A 22,960-nucleotide genomic window follows, 5' to 3' on the forward strand; every position below is an offset into this window, starting at 1 on the left:
TTTTGATCTTGATTGTAAAAAACAAGATCAAAAGATCGCAGCCTGCGGCAGCTCCTACAGGGGTTGAGTTCGACCGGGAGGTTTAGCCGGCTGCACCGATGCCGGTGGTGGTGCGAATCCGCCCTTCAAGCCTGCGCTTCAACCCGCGCGACTCAATCAACAGCTTTGACCCCTTCGCCGCATTCGCCCGGCCCCATTCCTCCAGCAACTCCAGACACGAATGGTCGATGTAGCTCAGATTATTGAGCGGCACATGCACCGTCACGCCTGCCGGAATACTGTTGAGCACCTGGGTCAGCGCCGGCACTTTGAGGAAGGTCGCCGCACCGATCAAACGCAATTCCATCTCGCCGTCCTGCGGCAGATCGATCAGGCTGATCTTCAACCGCGACGCCTTGAATGCCAGCTTCAATAGCGTCAGACCGAAACCCAACAACACACCGGTCAGCAGGTCAGTGAAGATGATCGCCAGGGCCGTCGCGGCATAGGTGAACATCGGCATCCGCCCATAACGACTCAGACCGCGAAAGGCTTTCAGGTCGACCAGTTTGAAACCGGTATACACCAGCACACCGGCCAGACTCGCCACCGGAATGCTTTGCAGCACGCTCGACAACAACAGCACGAACGCCAGCAGCCACAAGCCATGGAAAATCGTCGAGTACCGCGTGGTCGCACCGGCCTGGACGTTGGCCGAACTGCGCACGATCACCCCGGTCATCGGTAGTGCGCCAACCAGACCGCAGAGCATATTGCCGACCCCTTGCGCCGACAGTTCACGGTCGAAATCAGATCGCACGCCACTGTGCATGCGATCCACGGCGGCGGCGGACAACAGCGTTTCGGCACTGGCGATAAATGCTACGGCGAACGCCGCGATCAGCAATGTCGGATCGGCCAGACTGAGCAGATCTGTCGGCTTCAACCAGTCGATGGCTTCCGCGAGATTCGCCGGCACCTCAACGCGTTTCACCTGCAAGGCCAGCATCAGGCTGGCACCCGTCGCCAGCCCCACGCCAAGCAGCGCCCCGGGAATAAACCGTAGCGAATGCGGACGGAATTTTTCCCACAACCACATCACTGCAATCGTCGACAGCCCGAGCAACCCGGCCTGCCAACCGAACGACGGCACGGCCTGAGCCACCGCCGCCGGGAATGCGGCGAGGTTATCCAGCCCGGAAGGTTTCGGTGACGCATCGAGCATCACATGCACCTGCGACAGCACGATCAACACGCCAATCCCCGCCAGCATCCCGTAGACCACCGCTGGCGCCGTCACCCGGAACCAGCAACCGAGCTTCAAGCGCCCGGCCACCAGTTGCAGAAAACCGGCGAGCAACAGAATCGGCCCGAGCATCTCGATGCCGTGCTGGCGCACCAGCTCGAACACCAACACCGCCAGACCCGCCGCCGGCCCACTGACCTGCAACGGCGACCCCGCCAGCCAACCGACCACCAAACCACCGATGATCCCGGTGATCAAACCCTTTGCCGGCGGCAACCCTGACGCAATCGCAATGCCCATGCACAGCGGCAGAGCGACCAGAAACACAACCACGGAAGCGAGCAACTCCCGTGGCAACACCGCTTTCAATTGAGCCGCACGCATGGCGATTCTCCCGACGTTTTCTTCAGGCATGGCAAGGCCGGGCCGCTGAATCAGCGACCGGCGTCAAACCACACAGATGTTTAGGAAGATTTAGAAGCGCGCTTTGGGCGTCGCCACCGGAATCGGATGGCTGCCGTCGAGCGGCAGGAAGCGTCCCTGATCCGCGTCGTAAGCTTTGATTTCGCTGGTTTCGATGTCGTAAACCCAGCCATGGATGAACAGATGACCGTTCGCCATGCGCGAGGCTACCGAAGGATGGGTACGCAAGTGCTGCAGTTGGGCGATGACGTTTTCCTCGGTGAGGATCGGCATGCTTTCTTTTTCGTCGGCGCAGTTACAGTTTTCATGCACCATGGTTTTCGCGACTTCAGCGTGGCGCAGCCAGGCTTTGACCGTCGGCATTTTTTCCAGGCTGTCCGGGTTGAGCACCGCACGCATGGCGCCGCAATCGGAGTGGCCGCAGATGATGATGTGCTGCACGCCGAGTGCCAGTACCGCGTATTCGATCGCGGTGGAAACGCCGCCGTTCATCTGGCCGTAAGGCGGAACCACGTTGCCGACGTTACGGGTCACGAACAGATCGCCGGGCGAACTGTGCGTAATCAGCTCGGGGACGATGCGCGAGTCGGCGCAGGTGATGAACATCGCTTTCGGCGCCTGGGCCGTGGCGAGTTTCTTGAAGAGTTCTTCCTGCTGCGGAAAAATCTCATGATGAAAATGCAAAAAGCCATCTACGATCTGGCGCAGCGCTGCATCGGCGGATTCCGCTTCTGGGGACGGCGCCGACGCAGCCAGCGGCTGTTTATCCTTATCACTCATGATTCATCCTCTTTGACGGATTCAGGGAATCTTCCCCGGTATTCCGGTATGAAGCCAGTGGCTGTTTAAAACTATCGCGGTCATCCAGACCGGTCAGTCACTCGATGAACAAGGTAGCCGCCGAAACTTAACTGAAACTGAATCAACCGCTCTAGAACGTGTGTTCCAGGTCACAAAAAACGTGACTGGCAGTTTTCGACGGGGGGATACCAGCCCCTCAAACCTGTGCTAATTGTCGCTAAATCAATGACGTCTGGCGAGGTAGCAGACAGAAGGTTTGGTGATGCCGCTCTCAGTCTGCCTTTTAGCGATCGGGCTACATTGATCCAAGGGCTGTAGCGATGTAATGAGTTAGTTGTTAATAACGAAGTTTCGTTGTTGTTGATAATGGTGTTTATTTTTTGAAATAACTAACTAGTTGCGGTCTGATAGTTTAATTTTTATAGTTTTTCGGTGGGCGCAACTTTCGCGCTCTTATTAAAACTTTCAAGGATTGAAAATGACTACTTCGACTATTTTTGCAACTACCATGAATGCGCTGCGCGAATATCATAAGGCGCACTGTGACCATACGCCTGGGGCACGTCGTCAGGCGCTGGTTAAACCGGTTTATTCGACTTTGTCGACACTGACTGCCCTGAACCCTGAAGAGCAGGCTGCAATTGATGATCTGAAAAACGACTCTCAGCGAAGCGGTACAGTTAGCACTACCGTGATCCAGACCCAGATCACTGCGGATACCGAGGACTTCAAGAAAACCAACGGCGGTGATGACGCCGCTGCCGAATTCCGCAAACGCATGGAGGAGAAACGGGCAAGCCAAAAAGAAGCATCGAATAAACAGATCGACCAAATGTACGATAAGGCCATCGGTATTGGCGAGAAGTATCCTGCTACCCAAGGCGCTATTCTTTCCGTTGCTGACAAGATCATGGCGTTCTTCAGTAATCTGTACAACGAGATTTATTTCTGGATCAGCAATATCGTTGAGAAGTTCGTCGTGTGGGTAAAAAACGCTTGGGAAAACATCAAAAATACTTTCAATACCATCGTCGACTGGATTAAGGGTTGGTTCTAATCAGCTTCTTGCTTAATTAATCAAGTTGTAATTAATCGCCTGGTCGAGCGTAGGCTCGATCAGGCGTTTTTTTTTGCGACGCCCATCTACAACAGCGACATTTGTGCGCCCGGCGGGCAAAAAGCTGTGCAATCGAGGTTGTAGCCTTCGCGATGATTGAGGCCAAGCCGTTTGATGGCTTTGGCAAAGCGTTGTGCGAGCAGGTCGGCAAACGGCCCTTCGCCACGCATGCGGGCGCCGAAACGGCTGTCGTAAAGCTCGCCGCCACGGCTCTGGCGGATCAGGCTCAGCACATGTGCAGCGCGTTGCGGGTAGTGCGCGGCCAACCATTCCTCGAACAGCGGCGCCACTTCCAGTGGCAGGCGCAACATCATATAAGCAGCACTTTGTGCACCGGCAGCGTGCGCCTCGTTGAGCAGGTTTTCGATTTCGCTGTCGTTGACCATCGGAATCATCGGCGAACACAGCACGCCGACCGGAATCCCCGCTTCGCGCATCACCCGAATTGCGCGCAAGCGTGCTTTCGGCGCAGCGGCACGCGGTTCGAGAATGCGTTTGAGTTCATCGTCCAGCGTGGTCAGGCTGATCATCACCGCCACCAGCCGCTGCTGCGCCAATTCAGTCAGCAGATCGAGATCGCGAAGAATCAGCGAGCCCTTGGTGACGATGGTCACCGGATGCCGGTAGCGCAGCAGCACTTCGAGGATCTGCCGGGTGATTTTGTGTTCGCGTTCGATCGGCTGATACGGATCGGTGTTGGAGCCCAGATTGATCGGCGCACATTGATAACCGCGCTTGCTCAGCTGTTCTTCCAGCACTTGCGCGGCGTTGGTCTTGGCGATCAGCCGAGTTTCGAAATCCAGTCCCGGCGACATATCCCAATAGGCGTGACTGGGTCGCGCGTAGCAATAAATGCAGCCGTGTTCGCAGCCTCGGTAGGGATTGATCGAGCGATCGAAGGGCAGGTCGGGCGATGTGTTACGGGTGATGATGGTTTTCGCGGTCTCGATCATCACCTCGGTGTTCTGTGTTTCGGGCACTTCCTGATACCAGCCGTCGTCCTCAGCTACCGAACGGCTCGGCGCGAAGCGGTTGTGCGGGTTGGTCGCGGTGCCGCGGCCGCGTGGGGGCAGGGCGATGGACATCAGTCGGATCCTTTGTTCTGTATATCCATACAGTAATCGCATTTGCCGGTTTTTGGCCACTACCGTTTGGCTGGCCGGCAAGAAATGCTGCGCTTCAGCTATTGCCGACAATAAGTAAGTTGTTATGTGCAAACTAGCGAAACAACTATCGACTGGTTATTCGAGTCTTGAATTTGTAGTCTTTCGTCGTGTTCGAAACTTATTAAATAAAAGGATTTAGTTATGTCGTTTTTCAACGCTCGTGGCGTTTTTCTACAACTGATGCAACCCGGCCCGTCGGAGCCTAATACATTGGTTTCCATGCAACTGGCACGCAAGGAATTGGCGTGGGACGCGCAAACTTCGACCGAAAGCGAATTGCTGGTTGATTCGATCATGGTCACCGCAACCTCTAAAGACGGCGGCAAGACCTTTACCATTGACCGTCTCAATCAAGATGTGGATCGCGACGGTGTGATTGGCGATGCAGACAAAGCCAAACTGGCGGCGCTCGCCAAAGCTTATGCAAGTATCATCAATCCGTAACTAAGATAGTTTTCATATTTATAAAAAACCCCTGCTTGATTGCTCAAGCAGGGGCTTTTTAGTGTCGGCTCATCAACGAGTGTCGATAGTTGCCTGGCTCAAATCGCCTTTGCGCAACTTGGCGACTTCATCGGCATTAACGGCCGAGCCTTTATTACCCCAACTGCCACGAATAAAACTCACCACATCCGCCACTTCCTGATCCGACAAACGCCAGGCGAAACCCGGCATGGTGAAGGTGGAAGGCGCAGTGTGCGTCGCAGGCAGGGTGCCGCCCTTGAGCACGATGTGAATCAGCGAGGTCGGGTCTTCCGATTGCAGCACCGGATTGCCCGCCAGTGCCGGGAACACACGCGTGTAACCGTGGCCGTCAGTGCGGTGGCAGGCCGCGCAGTTGTCGATGTACACCGAGGCACCGCGTTGGCTGTCGTCGCCGTTCCACAGGGCTTTGGCGGCTTTCTCGTCGTACTGATGCGGTTGATCGTTTGGGTCATTGGCCGGCAGCGACTTGAGATAGCGGGCGATGGCGGTCAGGTCGGCGTCGGTCATGTATTGCATGCTGTGGGTGACCACGTCGCTCATGCCGCCGAACACCGCGCTGCGATCACTGCGACCGGTTTTGAGGAATTGCACCAGTTGCTCTTCGCTCCAGCCGCCGAGGCCATCCTTGTGATCGCCGCGCAGGCTCTTGGCGATCCAGCCTTCCAGCGGCGCACTGCCGGCGAGGAAATTACTGCCATCGGCTGCGCTCAAGGATTTTTCCTGCATGGTCAGCGCCCGTGGCGTGTGACAGGCACCGCAATGGCCGAGGCCTTCAACCAGATACGCGCCACGGTCGATCACCGGGTCGGTACTCGTTGCTTTGTAGTCCTCGACCTTCGGCGCAAACATCCAGCGCCAGCCCATCAGCGGCCAACGCATGCTCAATGGCCACGGAATGTCGCTGGCCTTGTTCTCCTGCGCGACCGGTTCGACGCCGTGCATAAAGTACGCGTACAGCGCCTGCATGTCGGTTTCGCTGACACGCGCGTAGGACGGATACGGCATCGCCGGGTACAAGGTACTGCCGTTTTTGGCGACGCCATGGCGCACGGCCTGATCGAAGTCCTCGAAGCTGTATTCACCGACGCCGGTTTTGTCCGGGGTGATGTTGGTCGAGTAAATCGTGCCGATCGGCGTTTCCATCGGCAGACCACCGGCGAACGGCTTGCCGCCCTTGGCCGTGTGGCAAGCCACGCAGTCACCGGCGCGGGCGAGGTATTCGCCTTGTTTGATCAAGGCTTGATCAACCTCAGTCGCATGGATCGAGGCGCTGCCGAGCAGGGCCAGGGTCGCGATAACGAAATTCTTCATGGTCATCGCTCCTTAAGCCTGAACCAGCGGGCCGGGGTTTTTCAGGTACTGCTCGCGGATCGCTTTTGCCGACCAGTAGGTCAGTGCAGCCACCAGTCCGGTCGGGTTGTAGCCCAGGCCTTGCGGGAACGCCGAGGCGCCCGGAACGAAGACGTTATGTACGTCCCAACTCTGCAAGTAGCGGTTCAGCGCGCTCTTCTTCGGATCGGTGCCCATGATCGCGCCACCGTTGAGGTGGGTGGTCTGGTACGCGGCGGTGTTGAAGTGGTCGCCGACTTTCTTGCCGATCACCGCAATGGCTTTCGGGCCCATGGCTTCGGCGACCTTGCCCATTTTCTCGACCATGAAGCGGTTCATCTTGATGTCGTTTTCCTGCCAGTCGAAGGTCATGCGCAGCAGCGGTAAACCGTAGGCATCGCGGTACACCGGGTCGAGATCGAGGTAGTTGCCACGGTAGGACTGATGCGCGCCGTGGGCGTCCATCGACACCTGGTGGGTGTAGTAATCGGCGGTCGCGCGTTTCCACGCACTGCCCCAGGCCGGCGTGCCGGGCGGGTTCGAGGTGCCGGCGATCGGTCGGCTGCCCGCCTGGTTGACCCACATCGGCGAGCCGCCGACGAAGCCGTGCGGGCCGTGGTCGAAGTTGTCGGCGTTGAAGTCGTCCAGCGCCACGCCGTTACCGCCGGCGCCGATGAAGTTGTTGGTGTGGGTGTCCTTGTCAAAGAACGCCTTGATGGTCGCCATGTTCTGGTAGGCGAAGTTACGCCCGACCACGCCTTCGCCGGTCTTCGGGTCGTACGGTTTGCCGATGCCGGAGAGCAGCAGCAAACGTACGTTGTGCAACTGGAACGCGCCGAGGATCACCAAATCCGCCGGTTGCTCCATTTCGCGACCCTGTGCATCGATGTAGGTGACGCCGGTGGCTTTGCTCTTGGTGCTGTCGAGGTTGATCCGCAGCACGTGGGCGTTGGCGCGCAACTCGAAATTCGGCAGCGGCTTCAGCGCCGGCAAAATGTTCACGTTCGGCGACGCCTTGGAATACATGTAGCAAACATAACCGCTGCAAAAACCGCAGAAGTTGCACGGGCCCATTTGTGCGCCGTAAGGGTTGGTGTACGGCCCCGACGTATTCGCGGACGGCAGGTTGTAGGGTTTGTAACCGACTTCTGTAGCCGCTTTGCCGAACAGCTGTGCGGAAACCGTATTCTTCTGTGCTTCCAACGGGAACGGGTTGGAGCGATCCGGCGCGTACGGGTTGCCGCCCTTGCCCTGACCGACCAGTTGGCCTTTCACCGTCCACGCTTGACCCGAGGTGCCAAAGACTTTTTCGGCGTAATCGAAGAACGGCTCCAGCTCTTCGTAGCTGACGCCGAAGTCCTGGATAGTCATGTCCTTGGGGATAAAGCTTTTGCCGTAGCGCTCTTCGTAATGGCTGCGCATGCGCAACTCGATCGGATCGACGCGGAAGTGCACGCCCGACCAGTGCAGACCGGCGCCGCCAACACCGTTGCCCGGCAGGAACGCGCCCAACTGGCGGTTCGGCAGCGCGATGTCGTTGACACTGTGGCGAATGGTGACGGTCTCTTTGGAGATGTCCTGAAAGAGTTTTTTCCGCACGCTGTAGGTGAGTTCGTCGATCACCTGTGGATAGTTGCCGTCGGGGTAGGTGTCCTGCATCGGCCCGCGCTCCAGCGCCAGCACATTGAGACCCGCTTCGGTCAGCTCCTTGGCCATGATCGCGCCAGTCCAGCCGAAACCGATGATGACTGCGTCCACTTTCTTCAATACCGTTGCCATGCTTACGCCCTCTCGCCGCGAATCGACACTGCCGGGAAGGGGTATTGCTCGTTGCGTTCCACCCAATCCATGAAATCGGCGCGGGCGCCGGGGAAACCGATCATCGTCCAGCCAACCATGCCTTTATTGCCACCGTGGATCGGGTCGCAGAAGAAGCCTTCCTTGGTGTTTTGCAGCAGCAGATTGAAGAAAATCTTTGCCGGAACCGCATCGAACTGCGGCTTGCCGGCTTCGAGTTGCTTGAGCAAATCTTCTCGGGTAGCGCTGTCTTGCTCAGCAAATACTTTACCGTTGAGGGATTTTGCCCACTGATCCGTGGCGGCGATGCCGAGGCGATAGATTTCTTTCGGCACCAGTTTGCTCTGCCAGCCCATTTCCGGCGCAGCGTCGGCGTTGAACGGGCCTTGCATGTACCAAAGGGCACCGGCGGCGTACGGCGTGTTCATTTGACGGTCGATGTATTCCGGCACACCGGCTTCGAGCGCGCCCGGGCCTTGGGCATCGTTGGGGATCAACTGCGCGACGGCGGCATTGATGAATGCCCATTCTTCGGCGGTGAAATAGCTTGGTTGATACACCTCGGCATCAGCGCGAGCGGCTGGCGCGGCCGGTGCAGCGGGCGCCGCTTCAGGCGCGGCTTGCAAGACGCTGCTGCCCAGGCTGGTGCCAGCGAGGGTCACGACCGGAATCAGGGTCAGGGATTTGCGCAAAAACTCACGCCGCGGGTTGTCTCGATCTTGATCAGACATGGGAGGTGTACCTCATCAGGCATCAATGGTGGTCAACCGTTTCTGCGAACGGCTTGAGGATTTTTCGTCGCGACGTGGCCGGTGGAAGACCCGGAGGAGGGAAAGCGTCTGCAACATCATGTGACAAATGGTAGCAGGCTAAGCATCGGGATGAACCGATTCAGTGAAAAAAAGCCCGGATTTCTTGGATGAAATCGATGAAACAACGCGGATTCACGTTTCTTTGACAAACGTCTCACGGGGCTTTGACCGCCCAACGACGAAGCTACGGCTCCTATTCCTGAAGAATTCCGACACGGTCACCTCAGCATGTCCCCAGTGCGTTTGTTTCCTGTTTTGTGTTTATCGCTTGTAGCGCTGTTGCAGTGGATGCCGACTCCGGCTGACGCCGCCACCCCGGTTCGCCCGACTGAATGGGCGCAACCGGTTGAAGTGCAATACAACCTGTTTCAGATGTCACCGACGCTCTACCGCAGCGCCTTGCCCGATAGTGGCGCGGTGCCGTTGCTGAAAAATCTCAAAGTCGCCACGGTGATTACCTTTTTGCCGGAATCCGACCAGAACTGGCTGTCGGACTCCGACATCAATCAGGTGCAACTGCCTTACCGCACCAACCACGTCGACGATGCTGATGTGCTGAAAACCCTGCGCGCCATTCAAGCTGCCGAAGCCAACGGCCCAGTGTTGCTGCACTGCAAACACGGCTCCGACCGCACCGGATTGATGGCGGCGATGTACCGTGTGGTTGTGCAAGGCTGGAGCAAAGAAGACGCGCTGAGCGAAATGACCCAAGGCGGATTCGGCGAGAGTGGGCATTTCCGCGACAGCGTGCGCTATGTGATGCAGGCCGATGCTGACAAGCTGCGCACCGCGCTGGCCAATGGTGATTGCAGCACCAGCGCGTTCGCCACGTGCTCGATGAAGAGCTGGTTTCAGTCGGTCAATTTGAAGTGACAGTGGTTGGATCGGGCGCGGTTTCAAACAACTCCGCGCTGACGGGGCGCCCGAGAAATTTTTCCAGAGCACTCAGCAACGTCGGCGAGTCGCCGGAAAAAAATGCCTCGCGAAACGCCCGACCGGTTTGCGGATTGAACACGCCGTCGTGCTCGAAGCGTTTGAACGCCTCGGTCGCCAGCACGCCTGACCATTTATAGGCGTACACCGAAGCTTCATAACCGGTGACCAAATAGTCGAAGCTGTTGGCAAACCGGCAGTAGTCCGGCATTTGCAGTTCGGCAAACTGGCGCTGCACCCCATCGAACACCTGCGCAATGCTGCGGCCGTCGCCGTGGCGGTGGTGCAACTCGAAATCGAACAAAGCGCCCATCAGCAACATCCCGGTTGCTCGACTGGATTGCGCGCTCAAAGCCGTGAGCGCGGTGTTCACGCGCGCTTCAGACAGGCGCTCTGCGGTTTGATGATGCGCCGCCAGCCATAAGATAAATTCTCGCGACAAACACCATTGCTCAAACAACTGCCCGGCGAATTCGGCGGTGTCGCGTGGGAACTGGGAAATGCCCGACAGGTTGTGATGCGGCGAGCGCGTCAGCACGTGTTGCAGGCAATGCCCGAATTCATGGAACAGCACCCGCAAATCGTGATGCGACAGCAGGCACGGGTGTTCGGGCGTGGGGGCGGTGAAGTTACTGGACAGCACGGCGATCGGCGTCGACGCCCGACCTTCGGCATCGATTCGTCGATTGCGCACCGTGCCCGTCCAGGCATAGTCCGCAGCGTGTTTGCCCGCGTAAGGGTCGAGGTAGATATGCCCGATGACTTGGCCATGTTCGCTGACTTCATACAAGCGGACATGCTCATGCCAGCGATCAAACGTGCGCTGCTCGTGAATCGTGATGCCGAACAAATGTTCGCTGAACCGGCATAACCGCTGCACGGTTGCGTCCAGCGGGAAATACTGCCGCAAGCCTTGCAGCGCGCCGTCCAGTTGCTGCACGCGTAACCGTTCGGCGAGGAATTCCTGATCCCAGGCCTGAATGGTTCCAAAGCCCTGCTGATCGGCGAACGCCTGCAGCGTTTTCGACTCTTGCTCCATCAGCGGTTTGGCTTGCGCGACTTGTCGCTGCAGGAAGGCGCTGACTTGCGCGGTGGAGGTGACCATCCGATCGTTGAGGCGCAGTTGCGCGTAGTTATCGAAGCCGAGAATTTCGGCTTTTTCGTGACGCAAGGTCAGCAGCAAACTCAATACCGGCTCGTTATCGAACTGATCCGCCTGCGGGCCTTGATCCGATGCGCGGGTCGTCCAGGCAATGAAATATTCCTCGCGCAAAGTGCGGTCGCGCGCATACGTCATGATTTGGTGGCAGGTGTTTTGATCCAGCGTGAGTAGCCAGCCGTCGAGCCCGGCCTGTCTGGCCTTGAGTGCCAGTTGCGCCTGGCTGTGCGGGCTCAGACCGTCGAGCCGCGCGGCGTCGGTGATGTGTTTTGTCCATGCAGCGTTGGCGAGATCGATCTGGCTGGCGAACAGCTGTTCGAGCAGGCCGATGACACGATTCAAACGGACGAGTTTCTCCTGTTGCACCGCCGGTAACTCAACTCCGGACAAGCGCAACCTGCCCAGGATTTTGGCCAGTGACGCTTTGCGTGAAGCATCGAAATGGACGGCGACCGCACTGTCTTCCAAGCGTTGAAACGTACGGAACAACGGCACGCTCGCCAACGTGTCAGTCCGGTATTGCCCGGCGATCTGGTTGCACTGCGCGCTGGCTTTTTCCCACGCGCTGTCGGCGGATTTGCCCATCGACAGGTATTCGATCACCGCCATGGCTTCAGCCAATGTGGCATCAGCTTCATCGACGGCGAGGATCAGATCGTCCCAGTTCGGATGCTCGGTCTGGGTGGCGATTACTTGTTCAGTGATCAGTTGGTTGTTGGCCACAATCGTTGTGATCGCAGGCACCAAATGTTCAGCGCGCACGGTCGACCACGGCGGCAGCGTCCAGCGTTGTAATAGCGGATTGGAGTCAGGCATGGCGTCTTCCTTGAGGGATGGCTGAAAGAGCCAGCCTAATCAGGAAGCGCGGGGGAAGGGCGGTACATAGTTACCACCTTTCACCGCCAAAACGGTGAAAGGTGGGTGACACGTCAGTGTTGCTCGTCAGGCTTTTTCTTCAGCTTCGGGTTGGGGAAAAACTGTACGGCTTGCACGGTTTTGTCCGGCGCAGGTTTGCTGATAGCGCTGGTGTTGACCCGCGTGCCCAGTTCTTTCGGCACCGACAGCCCTTGCTCGTTGAGCGTGTCGGAGTAACCGCAAGCCACACATTCGCGGTGCGGCACGCTGTCTTCGTTCCACATCATCAACTTGTCCGGCTCGCTGCACGCCGGGCAGACCGCCCCGGCGATAAAGCGTTTTTTGGTAATCACATGCCCCTCACTCATGCTGCCGCGTCCTCACTCAGGCCGCTGTGGCGCAACAGTGCGTCAATCGACGGCTCACGGCCACGGAAGTCGACGAACAGCACCATCGGTGCCTGCGAACCGCCGCGCGCCAGAATCGCTTCGCGAAAGGCGCGACCGGTTTCTGCGTTGAGCACGCCGTCTTCTTCGAATTTCGAGAAGGCATCGGCCGACAACACTTCCGCCCACTTGTAGCTGTAGTAACCCGCCGCGTAACCGCCGGCGAAGATGTGCGCGAAGCTGTTCGGGAAGCGGTTGTAGGCTGGCGGACGCATCACCGACACCTCGTCGCGGATACCTTCGAGTACCTGGGCAACGCTGCGGCCGTCACCGTGGGTGGCGTGCAGTTCAAAGTCGAACAGCGAGAATTCCAGCTGACGCACCATCATCAGGCCGGACTGGAAGTTCTTCGCCGCGAGCATTTTTTCCAGCAGATCCTGCGGCAGCGGCTCACCGCTTTCGTAGTGACCGGAAATCAGCGCGAGGCCTTCCGGCTCCCAGCACCAGTTTTCCATGAACTGACTTGGCAGCTCGACCGCGTCCCACGCCACACCGTTGATCCCGGAAACACCGGCGTGATCAACGCGGGTCAGCAGGTGATGCAGGCCATGGCCGAATTCGTGGAACAGCGTAGTCACTTCATCGTGGGTCAGCAGCGCAGGCTTGCCGCTGTCAGCCGGGGTGAAGTTGCACACCAGATTGGCCACCGGGCTTTGCAGCACGCCGTCGATGGTGCGGCGACGGTCGCGGGCGCCGTCCATCCATGCACCGCCACGCTTGTTGGCGCGGGCGTAGAGGTCGAAGAAGAAGCGGCCGACGTGCTGGCCGTTTTCCTTGATTTCGAACAGGCGCACGTCCGGGTGCCAGGTGTCGAAGCCTTTCTGTTCGGCGATTTCGATGCCGTACAGGCGCTGAACAATGGCGAACAGACCGCCCAGGACTTTATCGATCGGGAAGTAGGCGCGCAGGGTTTCCTGAGCAACGCTGTAGCGTTGTTCACGAAGTTTTTCGCCGTAGAAACCGCTGTCCCAGCTTTGCAGATCGGCGCAGCCCTGTTCGGCGGCGTAAGCGCGCAGCTGTTGCAGATCTTGTGCGGCGAACGGTTTGCTGCGCTTGGCCAGATCGCGCAGGAAGCTCAGTACCTGATCGCTGGATTCAGCCATTTTCGTCGCCAGGCTCAGTTCGGAGAAGCTGGCGAAACCCAGCAGCCTGGCCAGTTCCTGACGCAGGTCGAGGATCTCTTCCATCACCGGGCCATTATCGTTCTGGCCGGCGTTCGGGCCTTGATCCGAGGCGCGGGTGCAGTAGGCGGCGTAGACTTCTTCACGCAGCGCACGGTCTTGCGCGTAGGTCATCACCGCGTAGTAGCTCGGGAATTCCAGGGTGATCAGCCAGCCGTCGAGGCCTTTGGCCTGAGCGGCGGCGGCCATTTGCGCCTTGGCCGAATCGGTCAGGCCGGCAAGGGCGGCTTCGTCGCTGACGTGCTTGGTCCACGCCTGAGTAGCGTCGAGCAGTTGATTGGAGAAGCGGCTGCCGAGCTCGGACAGTTTGCTCTGCACTTCGGCGTAGCGTTTCTGTTCGGCTTCCGGCAGGTCGATACCCGACAGACGGAAGTCACGCAGAGCGTGTTCCAGAATAGTCTTCTGCGCCACGTCGAAACCGGCGGCTTCCGGGCTGTTGGCCAGCGCTTCAAACGCCTGGAACAGTTCGCGGTTCTGGCCCATCTCGGTGGAGTAGGCGCTCAAGGCTGGCAGGCACGACTCGTAGGCTTCACGCAATTCGGCGCTGTTGCACACGGCGTTGAGGTGGCTGACCGGGCTCCATGCGGCGCCGAGGCGATCATTGAGTTCGTCCATCGCCAACACCAGCCCGGCCCAGGTAGGGTTCTGGACTTGGGTCTTGAGGATTTCGGCGATGGCGGCGCGGTTGTCGGCCAGGATAGTTTCAATGGCTGGCAGGACGTGTTCGGCACGGATCGTGGAGAACGGTGGCAGGTCGTAGGACTGCAGCAGAGGGTTGTTCACGCTCACGGTTGGCACCTTGGCTGGGGAAACATTGCCCCATCTTAATTACAATCGGCATTCACCGCAGCTATCGGCGACAGAGAGAGAAATTATCGTGTCCGTTCGCAAGTACCAGAATCACACCCCCAGCCTGAGCAAAGGCGCGTTTGTCGACCGCTCGGCGGTGGTGATCGGCGATGTGGAAATTGGCGAAGACAGCTCGGTCTGGCCGCTGACCGTGATCCGTGGCGACATGCACCGCATCCGCATCGGTGCGCGCACCAGCGTGCAGGACGGCTGCGTGTTGCACATCACCCACGCCGGCCCGTTCAACCCCGACGGCTTTCCGCTGCTGATCGGCGACGACGTGACCATCGCCCACAAAGTCATGCTGCACGGCTGCAGCGTCGGCTGCCGCGTGCTGATCGGCATGGGCAGCATCGTCATGGACGGCGCGGTGGTTGAAGACGACGTGATCATCGGCGCCGGCAGCCTGGTGCCGCCGGGCAAACGTCTGGAAAGCGGCTTCCTTTATGTCGGTAGCCCGGTAAAACAGGTTCGCCCGCTGAGCGACAAGGAACGCGCCTTCTTCACTTACAGCGCGGCCAATTACGTGAAACTCAAGGATCTGCATCTGGCCGAAGGCTACGACACACTCTGAATCGAATTGGCGACTGCCCAGGAACTCCCATGCATTACCAAACCGTACTGTTCGACCTCGATGGCACCCTCACCGACCCGCGTGAAGGCATCACCCGCTCCATTCAGTTTGCCTTGGCCAAACTTGGCATCGATGAGCCGGACCTGACCAAGCTCGAACACTTCATCGGCCCGCCGCTGTTGCAGGCGTTCATGCAGTTCTACGATTTTGATGAAGCCAAAGCGTGGGAGGCGGTGAATTTCTATCGCGAGCGCTTCAAGGTCACCGGTCTGTATGAAAACCGCGTGTTTGATGGCGTTACGCCGTTGCTGGAAACCCTCGGTGGCCAAGGTCGGCAGCTGTATATCGCGACGTCGAAGCCGTGGATATTCGCCCGCGAGATCGCCCGGCACTTTGATTTCGCCCGGCACTTCAAAGTGATTTACGGCAGCGAACTGGACGGCACCCGCACCAATAAGGTTGAGTTGATTGCGCATCTGGTGAAGGAAGAAGGGCTGGATCCGGCGAATACGCTGATGATCGGCGACCGTAAGCACGACCTGATTGGCGCACGCAGCAATGGGCTGGACGCGGCGGCGGTCGGTTATGGATTTGGCAGTTTTGAAGAGCTGAATGCTGAAGCGCCGGCTTATCACTTTGAAACGCTGGATGAGTTACATCAGGCGTTTTTGCGGCGCTGATCAGATTGCTATCGCGAGCAAGCTTTGCTCCTACAGAGGAAACATGGTCTGTAGGAGCAAGGCTTGCCCGCGAAGAGGCCCTCAGTAACATCCCGATTAATTGTTCTTCATCGAGTCCTCCTCCAACGATCTACTGTGAATGCAGAGTTCACGATCAAGGAGGATCGCTTATGAAAAGCCCATGCCACGCCCACCGCCTGCGCCTCGGCCGCTATTCCGGTGAAGGACAGATTTACCTGCTGACTGCAGTAGTCCGAAACCGACGCCCGGTTTTTTCTACGTTTGCGGCCGGCCGACTGGCCGTCAATGCTTTCCAGAAAGCAGAGCAAGAGCAACTGGCGAAATCATTGGCCTGGGTGGTCATGCCTGACCATATTCATTGGCTGATTGAGCTGCAAAACTCGACGCTACCGTCGTTGATGGGGCGAACAAAATCTCGCACCACGGTTGGCTTGAATCGGTTGCTTAAAATGGAGGGAACCCTGTGGCAGTCAGGCTTTCATGACAGGGCAATCAGGCGAGAGGAGGATCTTCAAGCGGTTGCCCGATACATCGTTGCTAACCCGCTGCGTGCTGGACTGGTCAAGAAGATTGGCGACTATCCGCTTTGGGATGCCATTTGGGTGTGAGCATTCAGAGGCCCTTTCGCGGGCAAGCCTTGCTCCTACAAAAAGCGCACCCGCGATTCATCTGTAGGAGCAAGGCTTGCCCGCGAAGACGCCAGCCCAGCCAACACGAAATTAGTATCCCGCCAATGCCTTGAGCGCCGCCTTACGCTCCGCCACCGGCAACCTACCCAACCGCTCAACCTCGGCATAAAACCTCAGCCAATCTCCCCCGACCTGTTTGAACAACGCCGAAAACGCCGGCACCCACTGGTCATACAGCCCAAACGGCAACAACCGCGCATTGTTCAGCGGCGCATTCACCCAAGCGTCATAGCGCTTATCCCCGGCCCACTGGCTGTCGCGCATCACCCGATAATCCCGGCGAAACTGCTCGAACTCCGCCGCTTTACGTTCGCGCATTTGCTCAGCCGGCAATGGCTGTGCGTACAGCTTCTCCAGCCGTGATCGCACATCCAGCACCAGCTCAATGAATTGATCCCGCTGCTGCAACCGCGAGGCGGTATCCGCCGGCAACCCGCGAAACGCGCGCCATTGCCGCGTGCCTTCCTGTTCGACGAACGTGGCGAAAGACTCGTTGAACTCGGTGTCGTCCTTCACATAAAAGCGCTGATGTGCCAGTTCATGAAAGATCAGCGTGGCCAGGCGTTCGTCGCCCCAGCCCATCATCGTGTTGATGATCGGGTCGTTGAACCAGCCCAGCGTCGAATAGGCCTCGACGCCGCCAATCGATACGTCCATGCCCTGCAAGCGCTGGATCGCCGCCTCGCCTCGCGCCGCGCCTTGGCTGTAATAGCCGCGATAAGCCACACACCCGGCAATCGGGAAGCAATGGTTCTGCGGCGTCAGGGAAAACTCCTGAGTGGCGAACACATTCCACACCACGAACGGCCGGCCAATGTCGGCGTACAGGCGATAGCTTTGGTTGTCGGGCAAGTGCAGATGCTCGCTGGCGAAAGCACGAGCCTTTTGCGATTGGCTCAGGTGTGCGCGCAACTTCGCATCGCGGCCCGGGTCGGCAATCACCTCGGCTACGGGTTCGCGCGCCCGCAGCAGTTGCAGCTGCCCGCTGGCCAACTGGCTGTAATAGCTGACGCTGGCACAACCGTTGAGCAACAAAAACAACACACCCGGAAACAAAATCCGAAAAACGCGATCAAGTAACCCATGGCTTGCAAACGGCCTGATCACAATAAGAAATCCCCCCGGAAAGTCTGCTCGCAAGACTATCCCGCCTTAAGGAGCACCGCTATGCGCATGTTGATGCTGACGGGAGGCCTGCTGACGCTGGCCGGTTGTGCCAATTTCGGAATGCCCGACCCCGACCCTTCACAAGCCTGGATCGATCTCGATGCCCGGCAACAGGACACGACCCTGCAAGCGCTGAAGGTCGACAGCCAGGCCGCGATTGATAAACGCTATTTTGAAGTCGAGCCCGGCAGCCATGAATTGAAGGTGCGCTATCAGTTCCCGGTAGACGCCAGCAACATCGGCCCCGACGCCGAACCGCTGTGGCGCGATTGCCAGTTGAATGTGAAATTCAAGGATTTCAACGCCGGCCAACGCTATCAGTTGCAGGCGGGCAGTATTGGTTTCCGGCCATGGGCCAAACTTTATGATGAGCAGCGCAAAGTCGTCGGGCAGGGCACACCGGCGGGCTGCCAGAAGACTTGATCGGCGGTATGCTGGCTGTCCACATCAAAGGACATTGATCATGCGCAGGTTGACGTTGTTGCTGGTAGGAAGTGTGCTTGCCGGCTGTCAGAGCCCGCTGCCAGCGGTCGATCCGCAAATGGCCTGGGTCGACTTTTCGATGCCGACACCCGGCGGCAAAGTGTTGATGGCTGAACGCCTGGATAATCAGCGTCTACGCGATGGGCGTTTTTTCCAGGTCACGCCGGGCAGCCATGAATTGACGGTGCGCTTCGATTTCGAGATTTTCGGCGGCGGTCAGGGCATGGATACCGATCCGCAGGAACGCCTGTGTTACATGACCGTACCCTATGACCACTTCGAAGCCGGGCAACGCTACCGGCTCGAAGCACGGTCGCTGGCCTTCACGCCAAGCGCCCGGTTGATCAATCGTCAGGGGCAGATCGTTGCCGAAGAACGGCAGATCAACTGCGTGCCGTAAGCGTTATCAGGAGTCGTTCTTCTGATAGATGATCGCTTTGGTGCCGTTCTCACACGAACCCACCACCATGGCGATATCGTGCTTGGCCGCCTCTTCCTTGCTGACAATTTCCAGCGTGTACGAAGGCACGGCTTTGGCCTGGATCTTGATCTCGATTTCTTTTCTCAGTTCTTCGCAGTCTTTCGGTGCCGCAACAACCGAAGTGGCCAATGCACTGCAGAGGATGGCCAAGCCAATACGTTTCATGAGTGAAGCTCCCTGAGGCAGCGCGCACGGGCGTGCGCTGAAGCTGCTGTCACGTATTCGACCATATTTTCGTGAAGCGAGTTCTGACTTTGCGCACAAGATGTACGCACGGTTTCTGATTCGCGGTGATGTTGAGATCGCTATCGCGAGCAGGCTCACTCCTACATTTGATCACCGGCGGACACAATTTCTGTGATCGACCGAAATCCCCTGTAGGAGTGAGCCTGCTCGCGAAAGCGTCAGACCTGCTAACTCCGAATTAACTGACCAGCGTTGCTTCCAGGCTGATCTGCGCATTCAGCACTTTCGACACCGGGCACCCTTCCTTGGCCTTTTTGCTCAGCTCATCAAACTGCGCTTGGGTCGCCCCCGGGATTTTCGCCTTGAGAATCAGCTTCACCGCAGTGATCGCAAACCCGCCGTCCACCTGATCAAGGGTCACTTCAGCCTGAGTATCGATGCTGTCAGCCGTCAGGCCCGCATCGCCGAGAATCATCGAGAATGCCATGGAGAAACAGCCGGCATGCGCAGCGCCGATCAGTTCTTCCGGGTTGGTGCCCTTGCCGCCCTCGAAGCGGGCCTTGAAGCCGTAAGGTGCTTCTCTGAGGACACCGGTTTCGGTGGAGATCGAGCCGATGCCGGTTTTCAGATCGCCTGCCCAATGTGCGGATGCTTTCTTCACGATAGCCATGTCTGCCTCCTCAAGATCTGACGCGGAAACCCCGCGTCGTCGTGGTTTTTGCTTGCAAGGCTTCTGAGGATAGACGTCGGAACAAAGTTCAGCCCATCTGAATCGTTGACTTTTTTAGTAGGAAATTTCGGTTCAGCTATTGAAACTCGGGTATATGCCCTTATTGCTTAAACACGCTTTTGGATTCGGCAGGTTTTCGTTCGCATAGAAAAACCTGCCTCCTCACTCGGAGACGCAGGTTTATGAAGCAACTGTCCGACGTAAAATTTTCCACCCTCGATCTGGTGCCGGTACGCGAAAACGGCAGCCCGGCGCAAGCACTGCGCAATTCGCTGGATCTGGCGCAGCACGTCGAGAAATTCGGCTACACGCGGTTCTGGGTGGCGGAACACCACAACATGGACGGCATCGCCAGCTCGGCGACGTCGGTATTGCTCGGCTATCTGGCCGGCGGTACGTCGACCATTCGCGTCGGCTCCGGCGGCGTAATGCTGCCCAACCATGCGCCGCTGGTGATCGCCGAACAGTTCGGCACGCTGGAAAGCCTGTATCCGGGACGGATCGATCTGGGCTTGGGCCGTGCGCCTGGTTCCGATCAAATGACCGCGCGTGCGCTGCGCCGTGAACGCTCCGGCAGCGCTGATGATTTCCCCGAGGACGTCGCCGAACTGGTGCGCTTCCTCGGCCCGCGCACCCCGGATCAACGGGTGATCGCGATGCCGGGCACGGGCACCAATGTGCCGATCTGGTTGCTCGGTTCCAGTCTGTTCAGTGCACAACTGGCCGGTGAACGCGGTTTGCCATACGCCTTCGCCTCGCACTTCGCCCCGCGCTTCATGCATGAGGCGATCCGCGTTTATCGCAATCACTTCAAACCGTCGGCAGTGCTCGACAAGCCCTACGTGATGCTCGGTGTGCCATTGGTGGCCGCAGATACCGATGAGCAGGCGGATTATCTGGCGACGTCGGTGTACCAGCGCATTCTGGCGCTGATGCGCGGGCAGAGCCTGGTGCAGCGTCCGCCGGTGAAAACCATGGACGGCTTGTGGCTGCCGCATGAGCGTGAGGCGGTAGGTGATTTCCTTGGGCTGGCGATGGTGGGTGGCCCGCAGAAAATTCGCGCGAAGCTGGAAGTGCTGATTGAGCAGACGCAGGCGGATGAGCTGATTTTTACCAGCGATTTGTATGAGCATGCTGATCGGGTGCATTCGTACGAACTGCTGGCGCAAGTCATGAAAGGATAACGCGCGGCCCCCTGTAGGAGCTGTCGAGTGAAACGAGGCTGCGATCTTTTGATCTAGGTTTTTAGAGCAAGATCAAAAGATCGCAGCGTGCCGCAGCTCCTACATGGGACACAAAAAAGCCGACGCATTCACGTCGGCTTTTGTATTTCACACGCAATCAACCGCGCTTGTAGACGATTTCCTTGGTACCGCCTTCGCAGGTGCCAACAACTTTAGCGCCAGCATCTGCGCCCTTGTCGACAATCTCCAACGAATACCCGGAAGCACCTTTGGCATCAATCTTCGCCGCGATCTCGCTTTTCAGCTCTTCACATGGCTTACCGGCAGCAAACGCACCACCCGCAAGGCTCAACAAACCTACTGCCAACATAAACTTCTTCATCGGTCGCACTCCCTGGTCGGATTGAAAGAGGCGGGCATCGGATCATCCACCCGATGCGCTCACCCTATAGCGCTTTGCCATTCCTATGGCACTCGGCCAGCGCGCAAGTTCAGAAGACTAGACCAAACTCAGCTGCTGGCAATCTTGAAGCCGACTTTCAGCGTCACCTGAAAGTGCGCAGCCTTACCGTTTTCGATATGACCACGGGTTTCGGTGACTTCAAACCATTCCAGGTTGCGAATGGTCTTGTTGGCTTCGGCAATTGCGTTGTTGATAGCGTCTTCGATGCTAGTGGTCGACGAACCGACCAGCTCGACTTTCTTGTACGTGTGATGGTCACTCATAACGAACTCCTTGGCGTGTGGGATTGAGACTAGCAGTGAATCTGCACTGTTGATTTCGGCGGCGCTGAGCAGGCGAAGTTCAGATTTTCTGCACTTTCTCGAACCACCGAAGTCCCAACCAACACACGCCACTCATCACCAATGCAGGAGAGCCACCATGGCCAACACCTCTTTACGTAAAGCCTCGTTGCAAAGCATGGAAGCCGAGATCGAGAGTCTGCTCAAGTCGTTGGAAAGCCTGAAGGACGACGCTTCGGACGAGTCGCGCAAGACCCTCAAGGCGCTGAAAAGCAATGCCGAAAGCGCGCTGAAACACTCGCGTCACCTGCTCAGCGATGCCTATGAAGAAGTCAAAGTGAAAACCCGCGAAACCGGGATCGCCACCCGCGATTACGCGCAGGAACATCCGTGGACGACTGCCGGTGTCGCAGTCGGTGCAATCGGTCTGCTGGCCGCTTACTTGCTGTTCAAGCGCGGCGAGTGATCGCTCTGGCGCAGCTCGTTCTTGAGCCATTGCGCCAGTTGCCGAGCGCGTCCGTCTGCGGCGCGCTTGGGTAGCCACAACGCCAGTTGCGCCTGGGTTTCACTGAAGCCCCACGGCGCAACCAGGCGACCGGCCTTCAAATCTTCCGTCACCAGCGGCTCCGGCGCGATGGCCACGCCGAGACCAGCGACGGCTGCCTCCAGCAAATAATACAAATGCTCAAAACCTTGCCCGAGCTTCAGCGCTTTTGCGTCGAGGTCGCTTTGCTGTGCCCAGCTTGGCCACGCTTGCGGGCGCGAGGTGGTGTGCAGCAGCGGTTCATTGAGCAGTGCCGAGGCTGGCGCGGCTTGCAGGCGCTGATAGCCGCTGAACAGGGGGCTCATCACCGGGCCGATGCGTTCTGCGGCCAATTCGTAAACCTGCATATCTGCTGGCCACGGCGGCTCGGCGAACAGCAGCAAAGCATCCAGCCCCGGACGTCGTGGATCGAGATCGCCTTCACCCGCCGACAGATGCAGGCGCAAATCCGGCAGATCAGCATTCAATCGCCCCAAGCGCGGAATAAACCATCGCGCCAGCAAGCTTCCAGAACAGCCGAGTACAAACGGCGCATCGGCGGTGCTCTGGGTTAACTCGGCGCAAACACTGCGCAGCCGATCAAAAGCTTCGCCACTGGCATCACGCAAACGCATGCCGGCATCTGTGAGTTTCAAGCCGCGACCATCCTTGACGAAAAGGCTGACGCCGAGGTGCTCCTCCAGCACTTTGAGCTGCCGACTGACCGCGCCATGGGTGACGTGCAATTGCTCGGCAGCCTGACTGACGCTGTTCAGACGGGCGGTCGCTTCGAACGCGCGCAGGGCGTTCAGCGGGGGAAGGGCGTGGCTCATGGTATCTGTGAGTTTTCCTGACAGGTTGTGGCGATCTTATCGGTTTTCAGTGTAGTAGGTCAGGGGTAGAGTGGTCGTCATTGTCT

Annotated in this window: 25 protein-coding genes; 10 read left to right on the forward strand and 15 right to left on the reverse strand. The window is 58.3% G+C overall.

Annotation, left to right across the window (positions count from 1 at the left end; genetic code table 11):
• Nucleotides 1–82: 82 nt before the first annotated feature.
• A complete protein-coding gene (locus tag ACIOMO_RS24150) occupies nucleotides 83–1,609 on the reverse strand; it encodes a SulP family inorganic anion transporter (RefSeq protein ID WP_053116386.1) in 1,527 nt (508 codons plus the stop codon).
• Nucleotides 1,610–1,699: 90 nt separating this feature from the next.
• Nucleotides 1,700–2,428 (reverse strand): carbonic anhydrase, encoded by a 729-nt coding sequence (locus ACIOMO_RS24155; protein ID WP_053116387.1) that lies wholly within the window; start codon nucleotides 2,426–2,428, stop codon nucleotides 1,700–1,702.
• Between the two features lie 499 nt (nucleotides 2,429–2,927).
• Here ACIOMO_RS24155 and ACIOMO_RS24160 point away from each other — a divergent pair, with 499 nt between their 5' ends.
• Complete coding sequence (locus ACIOMO_RS24160; RefSeq protein WP_156316116.1) at nucleotides 2,928–3,506, forward strand: hypothetical protein; 579 nt, start codon at nucleotides 2,928–2,930, stop codon at nucleotides 3,504–3,506.
• Nucleotides 3,507–3,592: 86 nt separating this feature from the next.
• Here the strand turns inward: ACIOMO_RS24160 and ACIOMO_RS24165 are convergent, their stop codons facing one another.
• Nucleotides 3,593–4,651 (reverse strand): PA0069 family radical SAM protein, encoded by a 1,059-nt coding sequence (locus ACIOMO_RS24165; protein WP_401244001.1) that lies wholly within the window; start codon nucleotides 4,649–4,651, stop codon nucleotides 3,593–3,595.
• Between the two features lie 222 nt (nucleotides 4,652–4,873).
• On the opposite strand from ACIOMO_RS24165, the gene ACIOMO_RS24170 reads away from it, so the two are divergent.
• On the forward strand, nucleotides 4,874–5,176 hold the full coding sequence (locus ACIOMO_RS24170) for a hypothetical protein (protein ID WP_282358352.1): 303 nt from the start codon (nucleotides 4,874–4,876) through the stop codon (nucleotides 5,174–5,176).
• Between the two features lie 72 nt (nucleotides 5,177–5,248).
• On the opposite strand, the gene ACIOMO_RS24175 is transcribed toward ACIOMO_RS24170, so the two are convergent.
• The 3 genes from ACIOMO_RS24175 to ACIOMO_RS24185 are packed head-to-tail and all read right to left on the reverse strand — an operon-like array spanning nucleotide 5,249 to nucleotide 9,075.
• On the reverse strand, nucleotides 5,249–6,529 hold the full coding sequence (locus tag ACIOMO_RS24175) for a c-type cytochrome (RefSeq protein ID WP_401244003.1): 1,281 nt from the start codon (nucleotides 6,527–6,529) through the stop codon (nucleotides 5,249–5,251).
• Between the two features lie 12 nt (nucleotides 6,530–6,541).
• A complete protein-coding gene (locus ACIOMO_RS24180; RefSeq protein WP_401244005.1) occupies nucleotides 6,542–8,326 on the reverse strand; it encodes a GMC family oxidoreductase in 1,785 nt (594 codons plus the stop codon).
• A gap of 2 nt (nucleotides 8,327–8,328) precedes the next feature.
• Nucleotides 8,329–9,075: a gluconate 2-dehydrogenase subunit 3 family protein gene (locus ACIOMO_RS24185; RefSeq protein ID WP_053116393.1), complete on the reverse strand. Its 747-nt coding sequence runs from the start codon at nucleotides 9,073–9,075 to the stop codon at nucleotides 8,329–8,331.
• A 309-nt stretch (nucleotides 9,076–9,384) separates the two neighbouring features.
• Between ACIOMO_RS24185 and ACIOMO_RS24190 the strand changes: the two genes are divergently transcribed.
• Nucleotides 9,385–10,029, forward strand: coding sequence for a dual specificity protein phosphatase family protein (locus ACIOMO_RS24190; protein WP_159813343.1), 645 nt, complete (start codon nucleotides 9,385–9,387; stop codon nucleotides 10,027–10,029).
• Here ACIOMO_RS24190 and ACIOMO_RS24195 read toward each other — a convergent pair.
• The 3 genes from ACIOMO_RS24195 to prlC form a co-directional block, all read right to left on the reverse strand.
• Nucleotides 10,016–12,064, reverse strand: a complete 2,049-nt coding sequence (locus ACIOMO_RS24195) for a M3 family metallopeptidase (protein ID WP_401244008.1) — start codon at nucleotides 12,062–12,064, stop codon at nucleotides 10,016–10,018. The genes ACIOMO_RS24190 and ACIOMO_RS24195 overlap by 14 nt on opposite strands.
• Before the next feature lie 113 nt (nucleotides 12,065–12,177).
• Complete coding sequence (locus tag ACIOMO_RS24200) at nucleotides 12,178–12,471, reverse strand: YheV family putative zinc ribbon protein (protein ID WP_401244010.1); 294 nt, start codon at nucleotides 12,469–12,471, stop codon at nucleotides 12,178–12,180.
• Nucleotides 12,468–14,519: an oligopeptidase A gene (prlC, locus tag ACIOMO_RS24205; RefSeq protein ID WP_401244012.1), complete on the reverse strand. Its 2,052-nt coding sequence runs from the start codon at nucleotides 14,517–14,519 to the stop codon at nucleotides 12,468–12,470. Before prlC ends, ACIOMO_RS24200 begins: the two co-directional genes overlap by 4 nt.
• A gap of 88 nt (nucleotides 14,520–14,607) precedes the next feature.
• Here prlC and ACIOMO_RS24210 point away from each other — a divergent pair, with 88 nt between their 5' ends.
• From ACIOMO_RS24210 to ACIOMO_RS24220, 3 genes are all read left to right on the forward strand, one after another.
• Nucleotides 14,608–15,153 (forward strand): gamma carbonic anhydrase family protein, encoded by a 546-nt coding sequence (locus ACIOMO_RS24210; RefSeq protein ID WP_401244014.1) that lies wholly within the window; start codon nucleotides 14,608–14,610, stop codon nucleotides 15,151–15,153.
• Nucleotides 15,154–15,182: 29 nt separating this feature from the next.
• Nucleotides 15,183–15,833, forward strand: coding sequence for an HAD family hydrolase (locus tag ACIOMO_RS24215; RefSeq protein WP_053116399.1), 651 nt, complete (start codon nucleotides 15,183–15,185; stop codon nucleotides 15,831–15,833).
• 170 nt (nucleotides 15,834–16,003) lie between these two features.
• A complete protein-coding gene (locus ACIOMO_RS24220) occupies nucleotides 16,004–16,462 on the forward strand; it encodes an REP-associated tyrosine transposase (protein WP_401244016.1) in 459 nt (152 codons plus the stop codon).
• A gap of 111 nt (nucleotides 16,463–16,573) precedes the next feature.
• On the opposite strand, the gene ACIOMO_RS24225 is transcribed toward ACIOMO_RS24220, so the two are convergent.
• Complete coding sequence (locus ACIOMO_RS24225; RefSeq protein ID WP_401244018.1) at nucleotides 16,574–17,650, reverse strand: aminopeptidase; 1,077 nt, start codon at nucleotides 17,648–17,650, stop codon at nucleotides 16,574–16,576.
• 60 nt (nucleotides 17,651–17,710) lie between these two features.
• Between ACIOMO_RS24225 and ACIOMO_RS24230 the strand changes: the two genes are divergently transcribed.
• Nucleotides 17,711–18,133 (forward strand): hypothetical protein, encoded by a 423-nt coding sequence (locus ACIOMO_RS24230; protein WP_053116402.1) that lies wholly within the window; start codon nucleotides 17,711–17,713, stop codon nucleotides 18,131–18,133.
• Nucleotides 18,134–18,173: 40 nt separating this feature from the next.
• Entirely contained in the window at nucleotides 18,174–18,593 is a 420-nt protein-coding gene (locus ACIOMO_RS24235) for a hypothetical protein (protein WP_008081161.1), read from the forward strand.
• 6 nt (nucleotides 18,594–18,599) lie between these two features.
• On the opposite strand, the gene ACIOMO_RS24240 is transcribed toward ACIOMO_RS24235, so the two are convergent.
• Complete coding sequence (locus ACIOMO_RS24240) at nucleotides 18,600–18,839, reverse strand: DUF1161 domain-containing protein (protein ID WP_008081158.1); 240 nt, start codon at nucleotides 18,837–18,839, stop codon at nucleotides 18,600–18,602.
• Nucleotides 18,840–19,098: 259 nt separating this feature from the next.
• A complete protein-coding gene (locus tag ACIOMO_RS24245; RefSeq protein WP_053116403.1) occupies nucleotides 19,099–19,530 on the reverse strand; it encodes an OsmC family protein in 432 nt (143 codons plus the stop codon).
• Nucleotides 19,531–19,772: 242 nt separating this feature from the next.
• On the opposite strand from ACIOMO_RS24245, the gene ACIOMO_RS24250 reads away from it, so the two are divergent.
• On the forward strand, nucleotides 19,773–20,774 hold the full coding sequence (locus ACIOMO_RS24250) for an LLM class flavin-dependent oxidoreductase (protein ID WP_282357942.1): 1,002 nt from the start codon (nucleotides 19,773–19,775) through the stop codon (nucleotides 20,772–20,774).
• A gap of 157 nt (nucleotides 20,775–20,931) precedes the next feature.
• Here the strand turns inward: ACIOMO_RS24250 and ACIOMO_RS24255 are convergent, their stop codons facing one another.
• Both ACIOMO_RS24255 and ACIOMO_RS24260 read right to left on the reverse strand, forming a co-directional pair.
• Nucleotides 20,932–21,156 carry a DUF1161 domain-containing protein gene (locus tag ACIOMO_RS24255; RefSeq protein WP_053116405.1) on the reverse strand — a complete coding sequence of 75 codons (225 nt, stop codon included), beginning with the start codon at nucleotides 21,154–21,156 and terminating at the stop codon, nucleotides 20,932–20,934.
• 128 nt (nucleotides 21,157–21,284) lie between these two features.
• Nucleotides 21,285–21,500 carry a dodecin gene (locus tag ACIOMO_RS24260; RefSeq protein WP_159813329.1) on the reverse strand — a complete coding sequence of 72 codons (216 nt, stop codon included), beginning with the start codon at nucleotides 21,498–21,500 and terminating at the stop codon, nucleotides 21,285–21,287.
• 157 nt (nucleotides 21,501–21,657) lie between these two features.
• Between ACIOMO_RS24260 and ACIOMO_RS24265 the strand changes: the two genes are divergently transcribed.
• Complete coding sequence (locus ACIOMO_RS24265; RefSeq protein WP_007911686.1) at nucleotides 21,658–21,984, forward strand: YqjD family protein; 327 nt, start codon at nucleotides 21,658–21,660, stop codon at nucleotides 21,982–21,984.
• Here the strand turns inward: ACIOMO_RS24265 and ACIOMO_RS24270 are convergent.
• Nucleotides 21,957–22,874, reverse strand: a complete 918-nt coding sequence (locus ACIOMO_RS24270) for a LysR family transcriptional regulator (RefSeq protein ID WP_401244022.1) — start codon at nucleotides 22,872–22,874, stop codon at nucleotides 21,957–21,959. The genes ACIOMO_RS24265 and ACIOMO_RS24270 overlap by 28 nt on opposite strands.
• Nucleotides 22,875–22,960 lie beyond the last annotated feature (86 nt).

Origin of the sequence: Pseudomonas sp. NPDC087804 (genome assembly GCF_044742965.1) — a bacterium.
In the GTDB taxonomy this organism is placed as follows: domain Bacteria; phylum Pseudomonadota; class Gammaproteobacteria; order Pseudomonadales; family Pseudomonadaceae; genus Aquipseudomonas; species Aquipseudomonas rustica.